The following is a 19,107-nucleotide window of genomic DNA, read 5'->3' as shown; positions in this document are numbered from 1 at the left end:
AACGCCCGACTCAGGACGTCGCGGGCCTGCGCCGCGCCCTCACCCACAAGACCGAACCACCCCCGCAACGCCCACCCTCACTCGAACGGCGGTGCACTCAGCACCCCCGCAAAACGCCGCCGGTGTCGAGGCAAGTTATTTGCCGACGCAGCGGGGTGTGCTGCGGCGGCAAATCACCTGCCTCGACACCGGTTACCAGGCGTTTTGCCGCGGAGCGAAGCGGAGCAATTAAGCACAGTATTTGACGGGAAGGTGTTTGATGCCGTTGATCCAGCCGGAGCGGAGGCGCTGAGCGGGACCGGCGAGGGTGATGCCGGGCATGTGGTCGGCGAGTGCGTTGAAGATGAGGTCGATCTCCAGGCGGGCGAGGTTGGCGCCGAGGCAGAAGTGGGCGCCGCTGCCGCCGAAGCCGAGGTGCGGGTTGGGGCTGCGGGTGATGTCGAAGGTGTGCGGTGTGGCGAAGACGTCGTCGTCGTAGTTGGCGGAGCCGTAGAACATGGCGACCCGCTGGCCGGCGCGGATCGGGACGCCGGTGAGGTCCGTGTCGTGCAGGGCGGTGCGCTGGAAGGCGTTGATGGGGCTGCCCCAGCGGACGAACTCGTCGACGGCGGTGCGCGGGCGGGTCTGCCGGTAGAGCTCCCACTGCTCGGGGTTGGACAGCAGGGCGAGCATGCCGTGGGAGATGGCGTTGCGGGTGGTTTCGTTGCCGGCGACGGCGAGCATCAGGACGAAGAAGCCGAATTCGTCGACGGACAGGTGTGAGCCGTCGATCTCGGCTTTGACCAGGGTGGTGACGATGTCGTCGCGGGGGCAGGACTGCCGTTCGTCGGCCATCTGCATGGCGTAGCCGAGCAGGCCCATCGCCGACTCCATCGGGTCGGCCCCGCTGAATTCGGGGTCGTCGTAGCCGATCATCGAGTTGGACCATTCGAAGACGTTGCCGCGGTCCTCCTGCGGGACGCCGAGTAGTTCGGCGATGGCCTGCAACGGCAGTTCGCAGGCGATCTCGGTGACGAAGTCGCCGCCGTCGCCGGTGGCGAGCGCGGTGTGCACGATGCGTTCGGCGCGGGCTTGGAGCGCGGCGCGCAGGCTGTTGACGGCGCGCGGGGTGAAGCCGCGGGAGACGATGGCGCGCTGTTTGGTGTGCTGTGGCGGGTCCATGTTGAGCAGGACGGCCTGCTGCATCTCGATCCGGTCGCGGGTCATGTCCGGCTGGAAGCGGACGATCGCGGTGTTCTCCCGGCTGGAGTAGGTGTCGCTGTCGCGGGACACGGTCATCACGTCGGCGTGCCGGGTGACCGCCCAGTAGCCTTCGTCGTCGAATCCGGCGCTGCCGCGCGGCTGGGGGATCCAGCAGACCGGGTCGGTGCGGCGCAGTTCGGCGAATTCGGCGTGCGGGATGCCGTGCAGGTAGATGTCCGGATCGGTGGGGTCGATGCGGGTGCGCGGCTCGGCCACGGCTCCTCCTACAGCAACAAGTTCTACCGATTCAAACATGGCATCAGAGAGATTTGGTAGGTTCAATCGAGAACAGGTTCTAGCTGGAGGTCGCGGTGGGGACACCGGTCATCGTCGATGCGGTTCGCACGCCGATCGGCAAGCGTGGCGGGTGGCTGTCCGGCCTGCATCCGGCCGAACTGCTCGGCGCCGCGCTGCGCGCGCTGCCGGCGGCCGATGTGGATCAGGCCATCGGCGGCTGCGTCACCCAGGGCGGGGAGCAGTCGAACAACATCACCCGTACGGCGTGGTTGCACGCGGGGCTGCCGCACGCGACCGGCTGCACCACGATCGACGCGCAGTGCGGTTCGGCGCAGCAGGCGGCGCACCTGATCGCCGGCCTGATCGCGGCCGGCGCGATCGATGCGGGCGTGGCCTGCGGGGTGGAGTCGATGAGCCGGGTGCCGTTGCGCGCCAACCTGGGCGACGCCGGCCTTCCTCGCCCCGGGTCGTGGGACATCGACCTGCCGAACCAGTACGTGGCCGCCGAACGGATCGCCGACCGCCGCGGCCTGACCCGCGAGGATCTGGACCGGTTCGGGGTGCGCTCGCAGGCGAACGCGGCACGGGCCTGGGCGGAGGGCCGGTTCGACCGGGAGGTGATCGCGGTCGGTGACGTCACCCGCGACCAGGGCCTGCGGGACACCACCGTCGAGGGGCTGGCCGGGTTGACGCCGGTGCTGCCGGACGGGCGGCACACGGCGGGCACCTCGTCGCAGATCTCCGACGGCGCGGCCGCGCTGCTGATCATGGACGCCGACCGGGCGCGGGCGCTGGGTCTGCGGCCGCGTGCCCGGATCGTGGCGCAGTGCCTGGTCGGCGCGGAGCCGTACTACCACCTGGACGGCCCGATCGCGGCGACCGACCGGGTTCTGGCCAGGGCCGGGATGAAGATCGACGACCTGGACCGGTGCGAGGTGAACGAGGCGTTCGCCAGCGTGGTGCTGTCCTGGCTGGCGGTGCACCGCGCCGATCCGGACCGGGTCAACGTCAACGGCGGGGCGCTCGCGCTGGGTCATCCGGTCGGCAGCACCGGCGCCCGGCTGCTGACGACCGCGCTGCACGAGCTGGAACGGATCGACGGCACGACCGCACTGGTGACCATGTGCGCCGGTGGGGCGATGTCGACCGCAAGCGTCATCGAACGGCTGTAGAGGAGCACTGTCATGGTTGCGTTCCGGTACATGCTGCTGAGCGCGGTGGTCGCGGCGGTGCTCGCCGCGATCGGCGTCACGCTGGTGATGGCCGCCATCAACCCGAGCGCCACCGAGGTGGCCTCGAACGTCTCGGACAACGACCCGGCCACCCCGCCCGATTTCTACGGCACGCGCTGATCTTTCAAAGATCGAAACCGAGCGGGGGTACGCGGAGCGCTCAGCCCTGCGGAACCGGCGTCGGCAGCGGCCGGGTGGCGTCCCGCGCCCGGTGCCCGCCGCGCGGTCCGGCGCCCCGGGACAGCAGCACCCCGGCGACGATCAGCAGCAGGCCGAGGACGGCGAGCCCGATCGGGACGTACCGGCCGAGCAGGAGCAGCAGGTCGCGCCCGCGTTCGGCCTCGGCCCCGACGGCGGCCAGGGTGGCCTGGTCGTATTGCAGGTCGGCGTCGAAGATGACGACCGGGGCGCCGATGTTCGGCACGAGCTCCCGGTGTTGCTGTTCGCGGTACCCGACGATGGCGCCGGTCATCGGCTCGACCCAGAGGGTGCGGGTGGCCCGGTACGAGATGGTGCCGCTGGTGGCGCCGGGCGCCAGGAACCCGAGCAGCCCGGCCAGGGTCTGCGGGTCCATCTCCGCCTCCTGCTCGGGCACCTGCTGCTGGAAGCGGTAGGTGGGCAGCCCGTTGAACTCCTCCTCGGCCTGGTAGCCGATCGGCAGCGCCTCACCCAGGGTGGAGTCCCAGTACTGGTAGGTGCGCTTCTCGGTGCCGAACGGGAAGAGGTAGAGCTGGCCCTCGAACCGCACGTTGCCGGGGATGCAGCCGACGCCGGTGGCCGGATCGGCCTTCTCCTCGAGGTGACACTGCCCGGCCCACGGCACCGCCTCACCGGTGGTGCGGTCGAGCGCGACCCGGCTCTCCGAACTGTTGATCATATCGTCGGTGTCGGCCCGCCTAGTGGAGTGATACACGTTCCAGACCAGGGTCTCGCCGGCCCGCTCGCCGGGGATCTCGGCGGCCGCCTCGAAGTCGGGTTTGATGCCGGTGGTGGACCGCAGCCCGGCGTTCTCCACGGCGACCCGCGGCGTGCCGTCCGGCAACGTCTGCACCTGCACGAACGACGCGCTGGCCGCCTCCACCACCACGTCCGGCGGCTCCAGGTCGAGCGGCACCTTCTCCTGCGAGGGCACGATGATCCAGACCAGGGCCATCGCGAGCAGGAGACTGAGGATGCCGAGTCCGAACAGGGCCGCGCCGGTGATCCGCCGCATCGCGGTCTCCCTTCGCAGAAATTAGAACGCGTTACAATCTACTGCTCCGTAACATCGATGGAAACCCCCGGTGTCTCACGCGTGCTGGCTGCTCACCGAGATGACCTCGCCGGTCAGATAGGAGGCGTAGTCGCTGGCGAGGAAGGCGATCACGGTGGCCACCTCCCACGGCTGCGCGGCCCGGCCGAAGGCCTCCCGCCCGGCCAGCTCGGCCAGCTCGGTCTCGCTGATCACCCGGCTCAGGTACGGGTGGGCGGCCAGGCTCGGCGCGACCGCGTTGACCCGGATGCCGTGCCCGGCCACGTCCAGGGCGGTGCACCGGGTGAACGCCATCACCCCGGCCTTCGCGGCGGCGTAGTGCGCCTGCCCCGCCTGGGCCCGCCAGCCGAGCACCGAGGCGTTGTTGACCACCGCGCCGCCGCCGCCCTGCGCGATCATCTGGCGCAGGGCCGCCCGGGTGCAGCGGAACGTGCCGGTCAGGGTGACGTCCAGGACCCGCTGCCACTCCTCGTCGGACATCTGGGGAACCGGCCGGTTCCCGCCCAGCCCGGCGTTGTTGACCAGCACGTCGATCCGGCCGTACCGGGACACCGCGCCACCGATCAGCCGGCCCACCCCGGCCTCGTCGGTGACGTCGCAGGGGATCGCCCAGACCCGGCCGGGATGCAGGTCGGAGAGCCGGTCGCGGGTCTCGCCGAGGCGGCGCTCGTGACTGTCGCCGACCACCACCCGGGCACCCTCGTCCAGGCAGCGCCGGGCCACCGCCGAGCCGATGCCGGCTCCGGCCGCCGCGGTCACCACCACGACCTTGCCGGCCAGCAGGCCGTGTCCGGCGGGGCCGGCCAGCAGTCCGTGCCCGGCCGGGCCGGTCATCCCCGGGCCTGACGGGGCAGCCCGAGCACCCGCTCGGCGACGATGCCGCGCTGGATCTCGTTCGACCCGCCGTAGATGGTGTCGGCCCGGCTGAACAGGAAGTACCGCTGCCAGCGCTCGGTCGCCTCGGGCCCGGCGTCACCGGCGGACAGCACGTCCATGGCCAGGTCACCGAGGCCCTGCCGCCAGCGGGTCCAGAGCAGCTTGATCACCGAGGAGCCGGCCGGCAGGTCCTCGGTGAGGCTGCGCAGCGTGTGCGCGCGCAGCACCGACAGGTCGATCCAGGCCCGGGTGAGCCGGTCACGCAGGGCCGGGTCGGTGGCCGCGCCGGTCCGGCGGGCCACCGCGACCAGGTCGTCCAGATCCCGCTGGAAGCCGACCTGCTGGCCGACGGTGGCCGCGCCGCGTTCGAAGGCGAGGGTGGCCATCGCGACCCGCCAGCCCTGACCGGGCTCGCCGACGACCAGGCCCGCCTCGGTGGTGGCGTCGTCGAAGAACACCTCGTTGAACTCGCTGTCCCCGGTGAGCTGCCGGATCGGCCGGACCGTGACGCCCGGCTGCCGCATCGGCACGAGCAGGTAGGACAGACCGGCGTGACGCGGGCCGCCGGGCGGCACCGGCTCGGTGCGGGCCAGCACGAAACACCAGTCGGCCACGTGCGCCAGCGAGGTCCACACCTTCTGGCCGGTCAGCACCCAGCGGTCGCCGTCGAGCCGGGCCCGGGTGATGACGCCGGCCAGGTCGGAACCGGCGCCCGGCTCGGAATAGCCCTGGCACCACAGTTGCCCGACGGCGGCGATCGCGGGCAGGAACCGGTCGCGCTGGGCACGCGTGCCGAGGGCGATCAGGGTCGGGCCGACCATGGTGGTGCCGATGTGGTCGACGCGGCTGGGGGCGCCGGCTCTCGCGTACTCCTCATGGAAGATCACCTGCCGCTGGAGCGACGCGCCGCGCCCGCCGTGCGCCACCGGCCAGGCCAGCGTGGTCCATCCGGCCCCGGCGAGCCGCCGGGCGAAGGCCAGGCGCTGCGGGAAGGCCTCGTTCTCCCGGCCCGGGCCGCCGGCGCCACGCAGCTCATCGGTCAGATTCGTGGCCAGCCAGTCCCGGATCTCGTGCCGGAACGCATCGTCGTCGGTCACTGGCGCCACCTCCGGGATCACGCGTAGGCTCACGCTACCGACCAAGCACTTGCTTGGTAAAGCCTCTGGGGGGATGCCATGGAGACCGTCCCGGCGGCGCTGGCACGGGCGGCGCTCGCATTCGGCAGGCATCCGGCCCTCGTCGATCCGCATGTGCGCCGATGGGATTTCGCCGGGCTGCACGACGAGGTCGTCACGGTGGCGCGTGCGCTGATCGCCTCCGGGATCGAGCCGGGCGACCGGGTGGCGATCTGGGCGCCCAACAGCGCCCGGTGGATGCTGTCCGCGCTCGGCGTCCTCTACGCGGGCGGCACGCTCGTGCCGGTCAACACCCGCTACACCGCGGTCGAGGCGGCCGACGTGATCGGCCGCAGCGGGGCGCGCGGCCTCATCGTCACCGGGCCGTTCCTCGGCACCGACCGGCTCGCCTCGCTGCGCGAGAGCGGCGCCGCGCTGCCCCCCTTCGTGCTCGCGCTGCCCGAGTGGGACGCCTTCCGGGAGCGGTCCGGCGAGGTGCCGCGCGACGCGGCCGAGGAGCGCGCCTCAGCGGTACGGCCGGACGACGTCAGCGACATCCTCTACACCTCCGGGACGACCGGCCGCAGCAAGGGGGCGATGAGCGCGCACCGGCAGTCGCTCGGCGTGGCCCGGGCGTGGGCGGAGATCGGCGGGCTCGACGTCCGCGACCGGTACCTGGTGGTCAACCCGTTCTTCCACAGCTTCGGGCTCAAAGCCGGCATCCTGGCCTGCCTGGTCAGCGGGGCCACCGTGGTGCCGCAGGCGGTGTTCGACGTGCCGCGGACCCTCGACCTGATCGAGACCGAGCGGATCAGCGTGCTGCCCGGGCCGCCGACGCTCTACATCGGGCTGCTCGACCACCCGGTCCGGGGTGGGCGTGACCTGCGGTCCCTGCGGCTGGCCGTGACCGGGGCGGCCACCGTCCCACCGGTGCTGGTCGAACGGATCCGCGACGAGCTGGGGTTCGCCACGGTGCTCACGGCGTACGGGCTGACCGAGGCGGTGGTGGCGACCATGTGCCGGCCCGGCGACGACATCCGGACCGTGGCTTTCACCAGCGGCCGGGCCGCCGCCGGATGCGAGGTGCGGATCGCCGGGACGGACGGCGAGGTGCTCCTGCGCGGGCCCAACGTGATGCTCGGCTACCTCGACGACCCGGCCGCCACCGCCGAGGCCGTCGACCCGGACGGCTGGCTGCACACCGGCGACGTGGGGACGCTGGACGCCGCCGGCAACCTGACCATCACCGACCGGCTCAAGGACATGTACGTGTGCGGCGGCTTCAACGTCTACCCGGCCGAGGTGGAACGGGCTCTGGCCGCCCTGCCCGGAGTGTCCGAGGCCGCCGTCGTCGGTGTGCCGGACCCACGGCTCGGCGAGGTCGGGCGCGCGTTCGTGGTGGCCCGTCCCGGGCACGAGCTGACCGCCGAGCAGGTGATCGGCTTCTGCCGGGAGCGGCTGGCCGGCTACAAGGTGCCACGGTCGGTCGTCTTCCCGTCCGGGTTGCCGCACAACGCGAGCGGCAAGGTGCTCAAGTACCGGCTGCGGGAGTTCGCATGAGCGTCGTGCTCTACCAGCGGCGTGGCCCGGTCGGCCTGGTCACGATGAACCGGCCCCGCTACCGCAACGCGCAGAACTCGGCGATGACGTACGCCCTCGACGACGCGTTCACCCGGGCCGTCGACGACCCCGAGGTGGCCGTCGTCGTGCTGGCCGGGGCCGGCGACCACTTCTCGGCCGGCCACGACATCGGCACCCCCGAACGGGACGCTGACACGCCCTTCCCGCGCCGGGCGGTGACCTGGTGGGACCACACCGGACGCGACGGCGCCGACCGCAGGTACGCCCGCGAGATGGAGGTCTACCTGGGCATGTGCCGACGGTGGCGGGAGATCCCGAAACCCGCCATCGCCATGGTGCAGGGCGCCTGCGTGGCCGGCGGGCTCATGCTGGCCTGGGTGTGCGACCTGATCGTCGCCGCCGACGACGCGTTCTTCGCCGACCCGGTGCTGCGGATGGGCATCCCCGGCGTGGAGTACTTCGCCCACCCGTGGGCGCTCGGGCCGCGCTTCGCCCGGGAGGTGCTGTTCACCGGCGATCGATTCGGGGCACAGCGGGCGTACGAGGTGGGCATGGTCAACCGGGTCGTGCCCCGGGCCGCTCTCGAGTCGGAGACGTTCGCGCTGGCTGCGAAGGTCGCCGTGATGCCGTCGTTCGGGCTGGCGCTGGCCAAGCGGGCGGTCAACCTGTGCGAGGACCAGATGGGCATGCGCTCCGGCATGGACGCGGTCTTCGGGCTGCACCATGTCGCCCACTCCCACAACGCGGAGACCACCGCCGATCCGCTGGCCGGACTGACCCCGGCCACCATGAAAGCCGCCGTCTCGCCCACCCCGTTCGCGCCGCCCGACCACCCTTCGCCGGGTGCCGACACGGGTCTTCATCGTGAGGGGGCGGAGTGAACCTGGATCTCGACGGCGCGGCGGTCCGTTTCCGGGACGAGGTGCGGGACTGGCTGGCGGCCAACGTGCCGGCCGGCCCGCTGCCCGGAGTGGACACCGCCGAGGGGAACCTCGCGCACCGGTCCTGGGAGCGGCGGCTCGCGGCGGCCGGGCTCGCGGCGGTGGGATGGCCGGTCGAATACGGTGGCCGGGCCGCGCCGCCCCTGCACACGCTGCTGTTCGACGAGGAGTACCACGCCGCCGGGGCACCGGTCCGCATCGGGCAGAACGGCCTGTTCCTGCTGGCCCCGACACTGCTGGCGCACGGCACGGCCGAACAGTGCGCCCGGATCCTCCCGCCGATGGCCCGCGCCGAGCAGGTGTGGGCGCAGGCATGGTCAGAACCGGACGCGGGCAGCGACCTGGCATCCCTCCGTTCCCGGGCCCGGCGGGTCGACGGCGGCTGGTCGCTGTCCGGCCAGAAGACGTGGAGCTCACGGGCGGCGGTGGCGGACCGCGCGTTCGGGCTGTTCCGGTCCACGCTCGGGCCGGATCGTCATCGGGGCCTGACCTATCTGATGGTCGACCTGCGGGCGCCGGGCGTGACGGTCCGGCCGATCCGGCAGCTCGACGGCGGGGCCGGGTTCGCCGAGATCTTCCTGGACGACGTCTTCGTGCCGGACGCCGACGTGATCGGCGAACCGGGTGACGGCTGGCGGGTGGCGATGAGCACCGCCGCCCACGAGCGTGGCCTCTCCCTGCGCGGGCCGGGCCGGTTCACCGCCGCCGCCGACCGCCTGGTCCGCCTCTGGCTGGCCGCCGGCGCCGTCTCCGGCCCCCCGAAACAGCCCTGGCAGCCGGCCGGGCGGGACCGGCACGGGGAGCGGGTGGCGGACGCGTGGATCAGGGCACGCGCGTACCGGATGGCGGCCTATGCCTCGCTGGCGCGACCGGTGCCACCCAGCGCGACCAAGCTGTTCTGGTCCGAACTGGACGTCTTCCTCCACGAGACGGCACTCGACGTGCTCGGGCCCTTCGCCGAGGCGGATCCGGAGTGGCCGGCGGGCTATCTGTTCGCGCTGGCCGGGCCGATCTACGCGGGTACGAACGAGATCCAGCGGGACACCCTCGCCCAGCGGGTGCTCGGACTGCCCCGGGAGCCGCGATGAGACTCGCGCCGTCGGAGGAACAGCTCGCGTTCGCGGACTCCCTGCACGCGATGCTGGCGGCGGCGGACCTGCCGAAGGTGTCGGCCGCGTGGGCGGACGGCGATCCGGGTGCGGGCCGGGCGCTGTGGTCGGCGCTGGCCGGAGCCGGGGTGACCGGGCTGCTCGTACCGGAACGCTGGGGTGGGCACGACGCCGGCCCCGTCGATCTGATCGTCGCTTGCGAGGAACTGGGCCACCACGCCGTTCCCGGCCCGCTCGCCGAGTCGGTCGCCGCCGTCCCGGCCCTGTTGACCGCCGCCGCGACCGCGCCGAACCGGCCCCGCGACGCCGCGCGGGAGTGGCTCCCGGCGCTGGCCCGGGGCCGGCTGGTGGCGTCGCTGGTGGCGCCGCCGTGGCTGCCGTTCGCGGCCGACGGCGACGGTGCGGATCTGATCCTGGTGACCGACGGTGACGAGATCCGGCAGGGCCACGCCCGATCGGTGCTCCCCTCGCTGAACCCGGCTCGGCGGCTGTCCGAGGTGACACCCGGTGCGCTGATCGCTTCCGGACAGGACTCGGGGCTGGCCATGGAGCTGGGCGTCCTGGCCTGTTCGGCCCAGCTGCTCGGCGCGGCGCGGGCGCTGCTGGAGAGGTCGGTGGACTACGCGAAACAGCGGACGCAGTTCGGCCGGCCGATCGGCTCGTTCCAGGCGGTGCGCCATCAACTGGCCGACGTCGCGGTGGCGATCGAATTCGCGCAACCCCTCCTGTACGCCGCCGCGGTCGCCCTCAAGCCGCCCCCAGAGCCGCCCGAGCGAGATCCGGCGGCGGGACGGTGCGTCCGGCCGGTGACGGACGAGCCGCTGGACGTGTCGGCGGCGAAGGTGGCCTGCGGGGAGGCCGCGCGGCGGGCCGCCCGGGTGGCGCTGCAGGTTCACGGGGCGGTCGGGTACACACGGGAGCACGGGCTCTGGCGGTGGCTGGGCCTGGTGCGGGTGCTGGATCTCGCCTGGGGGACACCGTCCTGGCATCGGGCCCGGATCCTCACCGGCCTGGCGAGCGAGTGGCGGGAATCGGGTGACCACCCGGCGGCCGCTGTGCGGTGGGAGCCGGCTCACCCGTACCGGAAGGAGGGTTTCGAATGATCGAGGAGCGTGCGGCTCTGCGCGCGGCGGTGCGGGACCTGGTGGGCGGACACGCGGCGCGGGACGGGTTCGACGCGGGGTTGTGGGGGCGGCTCTGCAAGGAGATCGGCGTGGCGGGGTTGGCGGTTCCGGAGCGGTACGGCGGTTCCGGCGCCACCCTCACCGAGGCCGCCGTGGTGCTGGAGGAGCTGGGGCGGCAGCTGACTCCGGGTCCGATGCTGGGGTGCGGGGTGCTGGCCACGCATCTGCTGCTGCGCTCCGGTGACGTCCGGCTTCTTCCGGAGATCTGCGCCGGGGACCGGATCGTGGCGGTCGCCTGGGAGGGGTCCGGGACCGTCGCGGACGGGTTGGTCAGCGGTTCGTTCCGGGACGTCCTGGATCTGGCGATCGCGGACACGCTGCTGGTGGCGCTACCGGCCGGGTTGTTCGAGGTCGATCCCCGCGGCGTCGAACGGCTGGCGGTGGACGAGTTCGATCCGACGCGGCCGTTGAGCGCGATCCGGCTGGACCGGGTGCCGGGGCGGCGTCTCGGAAAGGCGGCGCCCATCCGGGATCTGGCCATGGTGGCGCTGGCCGTCGAACAGACCGGCACGGCCGAGCGGGCACTCGAGCTGACCGTCGACCATGTGCGGGCGCGACATCAGTTCGGGCGGCCGATCGGGTCGTTCCAGGTGTTGCAGCACCGGCTGGCCGAGGCCTACATCCGGGTGCAGGCGTCCCGGTCGGCGGCGAACGCGGCGCTCACCACCGGCGGCGCCGAGGCCGCGATCGCGAAGGTCCACTGTTCCGAGACGCTGCGGGCGGTGGCCGCCGAGATGGTGCAGATGCACGGCGGCCTGGCGATCACCTGGGAGCATGACGCACATCTCTACCTGCGGCGGGCGTGGGCGTCGGCCCGGCTGTTCGGCCGGCCGTCCGAGCACGTCACCCGGCTGGCGCCGGCCCTGCTGGACGGTTGACCCGGCCGGTCCGGGGATCGGGACCGGTGAATCGCCGGGCGGTGCGGCGTGCGCGCGCCGACTAGCATGATCCGGTGCTTTCACCGGGTGTCGTGCTCAATGGCCGCTACCAGCTGACCCAGCGTATCGCCGCGGGAGGCATGGGCGAGGTGTGGCGCGGCAACGACCTGCTGCTGCACCGCGAGATAGCGGTCAAGGTGCTGCTCCCCGCGCTGATGTCCGATTCGGACTTCATCACCAGGTTCCGGTCGGAGGCGCGGATGATGGCGGCGCTTCGGCATCCGGGGATCGTGCAGGTCTACGACTATGGCGAGAACGCGGTGGTCGGCGCGCATCGGCTCGACTATCTGGTGATGGAGTACATCGACGGCACCCCGCTGTCGAAGCGGATCCAGCAGGCGGGCCGGCTCGGTCCGGCCGAGACGATGACGATCGTGGGGCAGGTCGCCGAGGCGCTCCAGGCCGCGCACGAGGCCGGCATCATCCACCGCGACGTCAAGCCGAGCAATCTGCTGGTGCGTCCCGCCGGCGCGATCGTGCTGGTCGACTTCGGGGTCGCCCGGTCGGCCGGGATCACCGGCATCACCAGCACGAACGTGGTTCTCGGCAGCGCGCACTACATGGCGCCCGAGCAGGCGGAGGGCCGTCCGGTGACGGCCGCCACCGACATGTACGCGCTCGGCGCGGTGGCGTTCTGCTGCCTCACCGGCCGCCCGCCCTACGTCGGCGACAACCCGCTCGCCGTCCTGGCCCAGCTGGTGCACGGCCAGCCGCCGGTCCTGCCGCCGGATGTGCCGCCCGCCACGGCGTCGGTCGTGATGCGCGCGCTCGCGCGCGATCCGGCCAGGCGTTTCCCCGACGCCGCCGGTTTGGCCGCGGCCGCGCGGGCCGCTTCAAACCCTCCGGGGTACGCGGTGAGCGCACCGATTCCCCCGAACGCGATCCCACCGAACCGGTTCCCTCCGGCAGGCCCCACCGCGCCACCGTCCGGTGCCGCGGCCGTCCCATCGCCCGGCGCCGCGGCCGTCCCGCCGTCCGGTGCCGCGGCCGTCGCGTCGTCCGGTGCCGCGGCCGTTCCGCCGTTCGGTGCCGCAGCCGTTCCGCCGTTCGGTGCCGCAGCCGTTCCGCCGTCCGGTGCCGCTACCGTCGCGTCGTCCGGCGCCGCTGCCGTCCCGCCGTCCGGTGCCGCAGCTGTCCCGCCGTTCGGTGCCGCGCCGGTCTCGCCGGGCGCCGCGCGGGAGCGGCCGGGTGGTTCGGCCGTGTCCGGGGCGGTCTCGCTCGGCTCGCTGCGGCACGAGACCGGGACGCATGCGGGCGTCACCGCGGCGCGGCCCCGCAAGAGCCGCCAGCTGACCGTGGCGCTGGCGGCCGTGACGGTCGGTCTCCTGCTGGCGGGCGGCGGCATCGCGCTGGGCAACCAGTGGAGGGCCGGCGACCCCGAGCAGACCGGCGAGTTCGTCAGCGGCGGCCAGCCACCGGCCGGTGGCGGGGAGAGCCCGCGCGCCCGTGACCGGGTGACCGACCAGCCGATCGAGCAGCGCAAGCCCTCGGCGAACGGCGACGGACCGGCCCAGCCCACCGCGCCGGTGGACGAGTCGTCGCCGGCCGTCTCGGCCCCGCCCGGCGAGCCGACCGCCACGGCGAGCACCGATCCGTCCGTGTCCACCTCGCCGACGCCGACCACGACGAGCGAGACGAACCCGTACAAGCCGGCGGACATCTGCGGCAGCGGCTACTCGGTGATCGACAAGCAGCCGCTGACCACGGCCGCCGGTGTCAAGCGGGGTGTCGTCTACCTGCTCTACGCGACGGACGGCTCGAACTGCGTAGTCACCGTCAAGAACAACACCCTCGACCAGAAGACGGCGATGTCCGCCTACCTGGAGGTGAAGGGCGGCGCCAAGCAGACCGACAAGGGCACGTTCCAGTACTACGCCGGCCCGGTGCGCGCCGCAGCCGACGGGATCTGCGTCAAGTGGGGCGGCACCATCGGCGGCCTGACCTATCAGAGCGCCTTCGAGCACTGCGGCTGACGGTCACATCCGGTCGATCTCGGTGAGGTCGATGTCGATCGGAAACGGAACCGTCAGGACGAGTCGATCGTGGAAGATCCCCAACGGCCCGTAGGCCCGGGTCGCTGGATCCCACTCGAAGGCGTGGACGACCGGCTTGCGCCGCGCCGAGTGCTCCACCCGCCAGTGGAAGGGAATGCCGGCGGCCGCGTACAAATGCGGTTTCCATTCTTGATCGAGGGTCAGCGAACCACGGGAGGTCACCTCCAGCGCGAGCACCACCGCGTCCGCCGGATAGCAGGTCGCGTCGTCGTCGATCTCGGCGGACGCGTGGACGACGAGCAGATCCGGCCGCGGCCGCTGCTTCCGGGACAGCACGACCGACATGTCCCTGCGGACCAGGAACGAATCCCGGGGTGCGTGCCGGACGAACGCGTTCTCGACCAGCCGCAGCGCCTTCATGTGAAAGAGTGCTCGTGGGCTGGGGACCACGATGCTTCCGTCGATCAGCTCGGCGTCGCGCGGCAGCCCGGGCAGGGTGTCCAGGTCCTCCGCGAAACGGCCTTCCGGCGGTGGGCGATGCCATCCGCCCTCGGGTTCCACATCCACGCTCCAGCCCCTCTCCCGCTCGGCGACCCCCGGCACCCATACTAGTCACCAGACCACCCGTCGCCAAGCAAGTCCCGGCACGCGTTCAGATCCAGTCGGTGTGGCGGGGCCAGGAGAGCAGGGTGTCGACGACCTCGGGGGGCTCGTAGGGGGAGTTCGGCGCCGTGGAGGTGTAGCGGCTGCGGTAGAAGAGCAGTGGCGGGATGTCGCGGCACGGCCCCAGCGCCGTCACCCGGCCGATGACGATGACGTGGTCACCGCCCGGGTGGACCGCCTCGACCGCGCAGTCCGCCCAGGTCAGCACGTCGGCCACGACGGGTACCCCGGAGGGCGCGGGCGCCCAGTCGAGGGCCGCGAACCGGTCGGCGCCCCGGGTGCCGAAGAGCCGGGAGACGTCGCGCTGGTCGGTGGCGAGCACGTTGACGCCGAAGATCCCGGCCGCCCGGATCCGCCGCCAGGTCTCCGACTCGTTCCGCGCGCAGAACAGCACGAGCGGCGGCTCCAGCGACAGCGGCGCGAAGGCCTGGCAGGCGAACCCGGCGGGACCGTCGGCGTCGGCCGTGGTGATGACCGTGACCCCGGTGGCGAAGTGCCCGAACGCCCGCCGGAACCGGGCGGGCTCCAGTCCCGCGGCCGTCATCTCGGTCAATGGCCGCCCCCGCCGGAGAAGCGGTGGCCCCACACGCTGTGCGCGGTGGTCTGCCGGGCGACCCAGGTGCTGTCGTCGACGGTGAGCCCGCCGTACCCGTATTCGATGTCGAAGCCGCTGGGCGTACGCACGTAGAAGGAGACCATCTCGTCGTTGGCGTGCCGCCCGAGCGTGGAGATCATCGGGGCTCGGTGACGGCCGCAGCGGTCGATGGCCCGGCCCACGTCGTCGAGGGTCTCGGTCTCGATCATCAGGTGGATCAGCCCGGTCGGCGCCGGGATGGGCGCGAGCGCGACGCTGTGGTGCCGGGGCCCGCAGCCGAGGAACCGCATCCACAGTGGCCGGTCGCCGGGCGGCAGGCCGAGGTGCTCGGGGACGAGCCGCATCGAGTCGCGCAGCCGGAAGCCCAGCACCTCGGTGTAGAACCGCAGCGAGGCGGCGTCGTCGCGGGCCGGCAGGACGGCGTGCCCCATGCCCTGGACGCCGGTGACGAACCGGGTGCCGGTGGCGCTCAGGAAGGGCCGGGTGTCGAGGGCCGCGCCGCAGAAGAACTCGAGGCGGTTGCCGGCCGGGTCGTCGACGCTGATCAGGTGGGAGACACGACGGTCGGCGAGTTCGTCGGCGCCGGCGGGTTTGACCGCGTACCCGGCCTCCTCCAGCGCGGCGGCGAGCCGGGTCATGGCGGCCGGGTCGGCGAGTTCCCAGCCCGAGGCGGCCAGCCGGTCCCTCTCGCCGGGCACCACCACGATGCGGGCCGGCAGGTCGTCCATGCGCAGGTAGACGGCCTGCTGGTCGGGGCCGCGGCCGTCGGCCATGCCGAGCACCTTGACGCCGAACTCGCGCCAGGCGGGCGGGTCGGTGGCCTCGACGCGCAGGTAGCCGAGGGAGCGGATGAGGTTGCTCACGAGCGGTCCCCTCTCGAAGAAGGCGTGAACCGGAACGAAGAAGGCGTGAACCGAAAGCCGGGGCGGGCGCGATAGGGAGAGTGGAGGCGCGGTTCAGGAGGTGAGGAAGTCGATGGTCAGGCGGTTGAACTCGTCGAATTTCTCCAGGTGGGCCCAGTGGCCACAGCCGCCGAAGACGTGCAGGCGCGCGTTGCGCAGCAGTTTGAGGGCGACCAGCGCGCCGTCGAGCGGGTTGACCCGGTCCTCCCGGCCCCAGACGAGCAGGGTCTCGTGCCGCAGCCGGTGGGCGTCGCGCCAGAGCATCCCCTCCTCGTATGTTCGCGGGTCGCTGAAGGAGGCGCCCATCTCCCGCATGGCCCGCATGGCAGCCGGATCGACCGCGGCCTGGAAGCGTTCCTCGATCAGGTCCTCGGTGATCAGGGAGGGGTCGAAGACGAGGGTGCGGAGGAAGGCCGCGAGTCTCTCCCGGCTGGGGTCACGGCCGAAGGCGCCAAGTCGTTTGACCCCTTCGGTCGGGTCGGCGGCGAAGACGTTGAGGGAGAGTCCACCGGGGCCCATGAGGAGCAGCCGGCGGGCCCGTGCCGGGTGCTGGAGGGCGAAGCGCACGGCGGTGCCGCCGCCGAGCGAGTTGCCGATCAGGTCGACCCGTTCGATGCCGAGTTTGTCCAGCAGCGCGGCCAGTTCACCGGCGGCGTGGGTGAAGTACTGCCCCACGATCGGGTCGCCGAGCGAGCCACCGTAACCGGGCTGGTCGACCGCGATGACGTCGAAGTGTGGCGCGAGCGCGGGGATCGTCCGCCCGAAGTTGCTCCTGGCGGACGCACCCGGACCGCCGCCGTGAAGAAGGACCACCGGAGAGCCCGCGCCGTCGCGGTGAAAGGCCAGTGTCATGGGATCACACCATCGCGTCGTTGAGCGGGAGCCCGAACTCGCCGCGGCCGAACATGGACAGGGCCCGTTCCGGGTCGTTGATCGCGTGGACCCGGCCGGAGTGGGCGTCGCGCCAGAATCGCTGGATCGGGGTGCCGATCGCGAGCGCGCGGCCACCCGAGTTCTCGAAGAGGCGGTCGACGGCGCGGATGGACAGCTCGGTCCCGCGGACCTGATCGCGGCGGACCCGCAGGCGCAACGGCATCGGCAGTTTCGCGCCCGCGGTGGCCAGGTCCATCAGCTCGCGCATGTTGGCCTGGAGCGCGAACCAGGCGGAGTCGATGTCGCCGGCCGCCTCGGCGACGCGCACCTGCGAGTGCGGGTCCTCGGCGGCTTTCACGCCCACGTAGGACGCACGGACCCGGCCGCGGGTGTGATCGACGTGGGCCCGGTAGGCGCCGGTGGCCATGCCGATGATCGGTGTGGTGATCGCGTAGGAGAAGATCGAGGCGTAGGGGATCCGGTAGAGCGGCCCCGGATTCTGCTCCTGGCCTGGGCAGACACAGCGGGCGGTGTCGTTGAAACTGAGCGTCCGGTGTTCCGGGACGAACGCGCCGGAGACGACGATGTCGTTGGAGCCGGTGCCGCGCAGCCCGACGGTGTGCCAGACGTCCTCGATGGTGTAGTCGGTGGCGGGCAGCAGGAAGGTGCGGAAGTCGGCGGGCGTCCCGTCCTCGCCGGGTGGGATGATGCCGCCGAGCAGCACCCAGGTGGCGTGGTCGCAGCCGGAGGAGAAACTCCAGCGGCCGTCGACCCGGTAGCCCCCGTCGACCCGGGTGATCGTGCCGGTCGGGGCGTAGGACGAGGACATGCGGGTGCCGGTGTCGGCTCCCCACACGTCCTGCTGTGCCCGGTCCGGGAAGAGGGCGAGCTGCCAGTTGTGCACGCCGATGACCGAGGCGACCCAGCCGGTGGAGCCGCAGGCTGAGGCGATCTCCCGGACCCCGGTGAGGAAGTCGAGCGGGTGTGCCTCGTGGCCGCCGAATCGGGCGGGTTGCAGCAGGCGGAAGAAGCCGGTCTCGGCGAGTGCTTTGACGGTCTCCGGGTCGAGGGCCCGGCGATCCTCGGTGTCCTGCGCATGCTCCCGCAGAACCGGTAACAGTTCCCGAACTCCGGCGAGGACCGCTTCCATGAGATCCCTCCAGGCTGGTTGGCCGCGTGTCGAGCGACCCCTATACTAGAACACGTTCTACCTAGCGGACCAGGAGCGGCGCATGAGCATCAGCCAGCAACCGCGCACCATCGACGCCGGGAAGCTACCGGTGAGGTTCGCCCGCGGGTGGCACTGCCTGGGGCTGGCCGACACGTTCCGCGACGGGCAGCCGCACGCGATCGAGGCGTTCGGCACGAAACTCGTGGTCTTCGCGGACTCCAGCGGCGCGATCAGAGTGCTCGACGGCTACTGCCGGCACATGGGCGGCGACCTCACCATGGGGACGATCAAGGGCGACACCATCGCCTGCCCGTTCCACGACTGGCGCTGGAATGGTGACGGCCGCTGCGTCGAGGTGCCGTACGCACACCGCATCCCGATGCGCGCCCGCACCCGCTCCTGGACGACCTGTGAGCAGAACCGTCAACTGTTCGTCTGGAACGATCCGCAGGGCAATCCGCCGCCACCCGAGGTGGCCATCCCCCGCATCGAGGGCGCCTTCTCCGACGAGTGGAGCGACTGGACGTGGGACTCGGTCCGGATCGACGGCGCCAACTGCCGGGAGATCATCGACAACGTGGTCGACATGGCCCACTTCTTCTACATCCACTTCGCCTTCCCGACGTTCTTCAAGAACGTGATGGAGGGGCATGTGGCGGCGCAGTTCCTGCACACCCGGCCACGCCCGGACGTGCCGAGCACGGCCAGCCAGTCCGGCGAGTCGACGCTGCGCAGCGAGGCCGCCTACTACGGGCCGTCCTACATGATCGACTATCTGCACAACGACTGGAACGGCATCAACATCGAGTCGGTGCTGATCAACTGCCACTATCCGGTGTCGCCCGACTCGTTCGTCCTCCAGTGGGGCCTGATCATGAAGCGGCTGCCCGGCCTCACCACCGAGCAGGCGGCGAAGGCGGCGGCCAAGTTCGCCAGGAGCATCGGCGTCGGGTTCCTCCAGGACGTGGAGATCTGGCAGCACAAGAGCCGCATCGACAACCCGCTGCTCTGCGCCGAGGACGGCCCGGTCTACCAGCTCCGCCGATGGTACGAGCAGTTCTACGTGGACGTGGAGGACGTCACCGACGACATGGTGGCGCGCTACGAGTTCGAGGTCGACACCACCCGCGCGGTGCAGACCTGGGAGGCCGAGGTCGCCGCCAACCAGGCCCGGGCGGCGACGTGACCGAGCTCGCGAACGA

General features: G+C 72.1%; 17 protein-coding genes and 1 pseudogene. 9 read left to right on the top strand and 9 right to left on the bottom strand.

Features of this window, described 5'->3' with window-relative positions:
- Positions 1-228: 228 nt before the first annotated feature.
- Positions 229-1,458 carry a cytochrome P450 gene (locus J5X75_RS10190; protein WP_307798014.1) on the bottom strand — a complete coding sequence of 410 codons (1,230 nt, stop codon included), beginning with the start codon at positions 1,456-1,458 and terminating at the stop codon, positions 229-231.
- A 95-nt stretch (positions 1,459-1,553) separates the two neighbouring features.
- On the opposite strand from J5X75_RS10190, the gene J5X75_RS10185 reads away from it, so the two are divergent.
- Both J5X75_RS10185 and J5X75_RS10180 read left to right on the top strand, forming a co-directional pair.
- Positions 1,554-2,651, top strand: coding sequence for a steroid 3-ketoacyl-CoA thiolase (locus tag J5X75_RS10185; RefSeq protein ID WP_208467082.1), 1,098 nt, complete (start codon positions 1,554-1,556; stop codon positions 2,649-2,651).
- 12 nt (positions 2,652-2,663) lie between these two features.
- Entirely contained in the window at positions 2,664-2,831 is a 168-nt protein-coding gene (locus tag J5X75_RS10180) for a hypothetical protein (protein ID WP_208467081.1), read from the top strand.
- Positions 2,832-2,871: 40 nt separating this feature from the next.
- Here the strand turns inward: J5X75_RS10180 and pgfA are convergent, their stop codons facing one another.
- The 3 genes from pgfA to J5X75_RS10165 all read right to left on the bottom strand — a co-directional run bounded on the left by pgfA (position 2,872) and on the right by J5X75_RS10165 (position 5,969).
- The gene (gene pgfA, locus J5X75_RS10175) at positions 2,872-3,924 is read right to left on the bottom strand and encodes a cell envelope lipid trafficking protein PgfA (protein ID WP_208467080.1); all 1,053 of its coding nucleotides are present in this window, start codon (positions 3,922-3,924) and stop codon (positions 2,872-2,874) included.
- Positions 3,925-3,999: 75 nt separating this feature from the next.
- Positions 4,000-4,797 carry an SDR family oxidoreductase gene (locus J5X75_RS10170; RefSeq protein ID WP_208467079.1) on the bottom strand — a complete coding sequence of 266 codons (798 nt, stop codon included), beginning with the start codon at positions 4,795-4,797 and terminating at the stop codon, positions 4,000-4,002.
- Positions 4,794-5,969 carry an acyl-CoA dehydrogenase family protein gene (locus J5X75_RS10165; RefSeq protein ID WP_307798013.1) on the bottom strand — a complete coding sequence of 392 codons (1,176 nt, stop codon included), beginning with the start codon at positions 5,967-5,969 and terminating at the stop codon, positions 4,794-4,796. Before J5X75_RS10165 ends, J5X75_RS10170 begins: the two co-directional genes overlap by 4 nt.
- 45 nt (positions 5,970-6,014) lie before the next feature.
- Between J5X75_RS10165 and J5X75_RS10160 the strand changes: the two genes are divergently transcribed.
- The 6 genes and pseudogenes from J5X75_RS10160 to J5X75_RS44120 all read left to right on the top strand — a co-directional run bounded on the left by J5X75_RS10160 (position 6,015) and on the right by J5X75_RS44120 (position 13,680).
- On the top strand, positions 6,015-7,514 hold the full coding sequence (locus J5X75_RS10160) for a FadD3 family acyl-CoA ligase (RefSeq protein ID WP_208467077.1): 1,500 nt from the start codon (positions 6,015-6,017) through the stop codon (positions 7,512-7,514).
- Positions 7,511-8,332, top strand: a pseudogene (locus J5X75_RS10155) (enoyl-CoA hydratase); the annotation flags it as partial. The gene J5X75_RS10160 and the pseudogene J5X75_RS10155, both read left to right, overlap by 4 nt.
- Before the next feature lie 80 nt (positions 8,333-8,412).
- Positions 8,413-9,564: an acyl-CoA dehydrogenase family protein gene (locus J5X75_RS10150; protein WP_208467075.1), complete on the top strand. Its 1,152-nt coding sequence runs from the start codon at positions 8,413-8,415 to the stop codon at positions 9,562-9,564.
- Positions 9,561-10,688 carry an acyl-CoA dehydrogenase family protein gene (locus tag J5X75_RS10145; protein WP_208467074.1) on the top strand — a complete coding sequence of 376 codons (1,128 nt, stop codon included), beginning with the start codon at positions 9,561-9,563 and terminating at the stop codon, positions 10,686-10,688. The genes J5X75_RS10150 and J5X75_RS10145 overlap by 4 nt, the downstream gene beginning before the upstream one ends.
- Positions 10,685-11,647 (top strand): acyl-CoA dehydrogenase family protein, encoded by a 963-nt coding sequence (locus J5X75_RS10140; RefSeq protein ID WP_208467073.1) that lies wholly within the window; start codon positions 10,685-10,687, stop codon positions 11,645-11,647. Before J5X75_RS10145 ends, J5X75_RS10140 begins: the two co-directional genes overlap by 4 nt.
- 74 nt (positions 11,648-11,721) lie before the next feature.
- A complete protein-coding gene (locus J5X75_RS44120) occupies positions 11,722-13,680 on the top strand; it encodes a serine/threonine-protein kinase (protein ID WP_307798012.1) in 1,959 nt (652 codons plus the stop codon).
- A 3-nt stretch (positions 13,681-13,683) separates the two neighbouring features.
- Here the strand turns inward: J5X75_RS44120 and J5X75_RS10125 are convergent, their stop codons facing one another.
- The 5 genes from J5X75_RS10125 to hsaA all read right to left on the bottom strand — a co-directional run bounded on the left by J5X75_RS10125 (position 13,684) and on the right by hsaA (position 17,884).
- Positions 13,684-14,268 (bottom strand): Uma2 family endonuclease, encoded by a 585-nt coding sequence (locus J5X75_RS10125; protein ID WP_208467072.1) that lies wholly within the window; start codon positions 14,266-14,268, stop codon positions 13,684-13,686.
- A gap of 85 nt (positions 14,269-14,353) precedes the next feature.
- Positions 14,354-14,908: a 3-hydroxy-9,10-secoandrosta-1,3,5(10)-triene-9,17-dione monooxygenase reductase subunit gene (gene hsaB, locus J5X75_RS10120; RefSeq protein WP_208467071.1), complete on the bottom strand. Its 555-nt coding sequence runs from the start codon at positions 14,906-14,908 to the stop codon at positions 14,354-14,356.
- 5 nt (positions 14,909-14,913) lie between these two features.
- Entirely contained in the window at positions 14,914-15,822 is a 909-nt protein-coding gene (gene hsaC, locus J5X75_RS10115; protein WP_208467070.1) for an iron-dependent extradiol dioxygenase HsaC, read from the bottom strand.
- A gap of 93 nt (positions 15,823-15,915) precedes the next feature.
- The gene (hsaD, locus tag J5X75_RS10110; protein WP_208467069.1) at positions 15,916-16,713 is read right to left on the bottom strand and encodes a 4,5:9,10-diseco-3-hydroxy-5,9,17-trioxoandrosta-1(10),2-diene-4-oate hydrolase; all 798 of its coding nucleotides are present in this window, start codon (positions 16,711-16,713) and stop codon (positions 15,916-15,918) included.
- 4 nt (positions 16,714-16,717) lie between these two features.
- Positions 16,718-17,884: a 3-hydroxy-9,10-secoandrosta-1,3,5(10)-triene-9,17-dione monooxygenase oxygenase subunit gene (gene hsaA / locus J5X75_RS10105; RefSeq protein ID WP_208467068.1), complete on the bottom strand. Its 1,167-nt coding sequence runs from the start codon at positions 17,882-17,884 to the stop codon at positions 16,718-16,720.
- A gap of 82 nt (positions 17,885-17,966) precedes the next feature.
- Between hsaA and J5X75_RS10100 the strand changes: the two genes are divergently transcribed.
- The gene (locus J5X75_RS10100) at positions 17,967-19,091 is read left to right on the top strand and encodes a 3-ketosteroid-9-alpha-monooxygenase, oxygenase component (RefSeq protein WP_208467067.1); all 1,125 of its coding nucleotides are present in this window, start codon (positions 17,967-17,969) and stop codon (positions 19,089-19,091) included.
- The last annotated feature ends 16 nt before the right edge of the window (positions 19,092-19,107 follow it).

It is taken from the genome of Actinoplanes flavus (assembly GCF_017592555.1).
GTDB classification, from domain to species: Bacteria; Actinomycetota; Actinomycetes; order Mycobacteriales; family Micromonosporaceae; genus Actinoplanes; species Actinoplanes flavus.
The sequence above is the reverse complement of the archived record's forward strand: the minus strand, read 5'-3'. Positions and strand labels throughout refer to the sequence as shown.

Coding starts and splice junctions, on each gene's coding strand:
- J5X75_RS10180 (WP_208467081.1), top strand. CDS start 2,664: ATGGTTGCGTTCCGGTACATGCTGCTGAGCGCGGTGGTCGCGGCGGTG.
- pgfA (WP_208467080.1), bottom strand. CDS start 3,924: ATGCGGCGGATCACCGGCGCGGCCCTGTTCGGACTCGGCATCCTCAGT.
- J5X75_RS10170 (WP_208467079.1), bottom strand. CDS start 4,797: ATGACCGGCCCGGCCGGGCACGGACTGCTGGCCGGCCCCGCCGGACAC.
- J5X75_RS10160 (WP_208467077.1), top strand. CDS start 6,015: ATGGAGACCGTCCCGGCGGCGCTGGCACGGGCGGCGCTCGCATTCGGC.
- J5X75_RS10145 (WP_208467074.1), top strand. CDS start 9,561: ATGAGACTCGCGCCGTCGGAGGAACAGCTCGCGTTCGCGGACTCCCTG.
- J5X75_RS10140 (WP_208467073.1), top strand. CDS start 10,685: ATGATCGAGGAGCGTGCGGCTCTGCGCGCGGCGGTGCGGGACCTGGTG.
- hsaB (WP_208467071.1), bottom strand. CDS start 14,908: ATGACGGCCGCGGGACTGGAGCCCGCCCGGTTCCGGCGGGCGTTCGGG.
- hsaD (WP_208467069.1), bottom strand. CDS start 16,713: ATGACACTGGCCTTTCACCGCGACGGCGCGGGCTCTCCGGTGGTCCTT.
- hsaA (WP_208467068.1), bottom strand. CDS start 17,884: ATGGAAGCGGTCCTCGCCGGAGTTCGGGAACTGTTACCGGTTCTGCGG.
- J5X75_RS10100 (WP_208467067.1), top strand. CDS start 17,967: ATGAGCATCAGCCAGCAACCGCGCACCATCGACGCCGGGAAGCTACCG.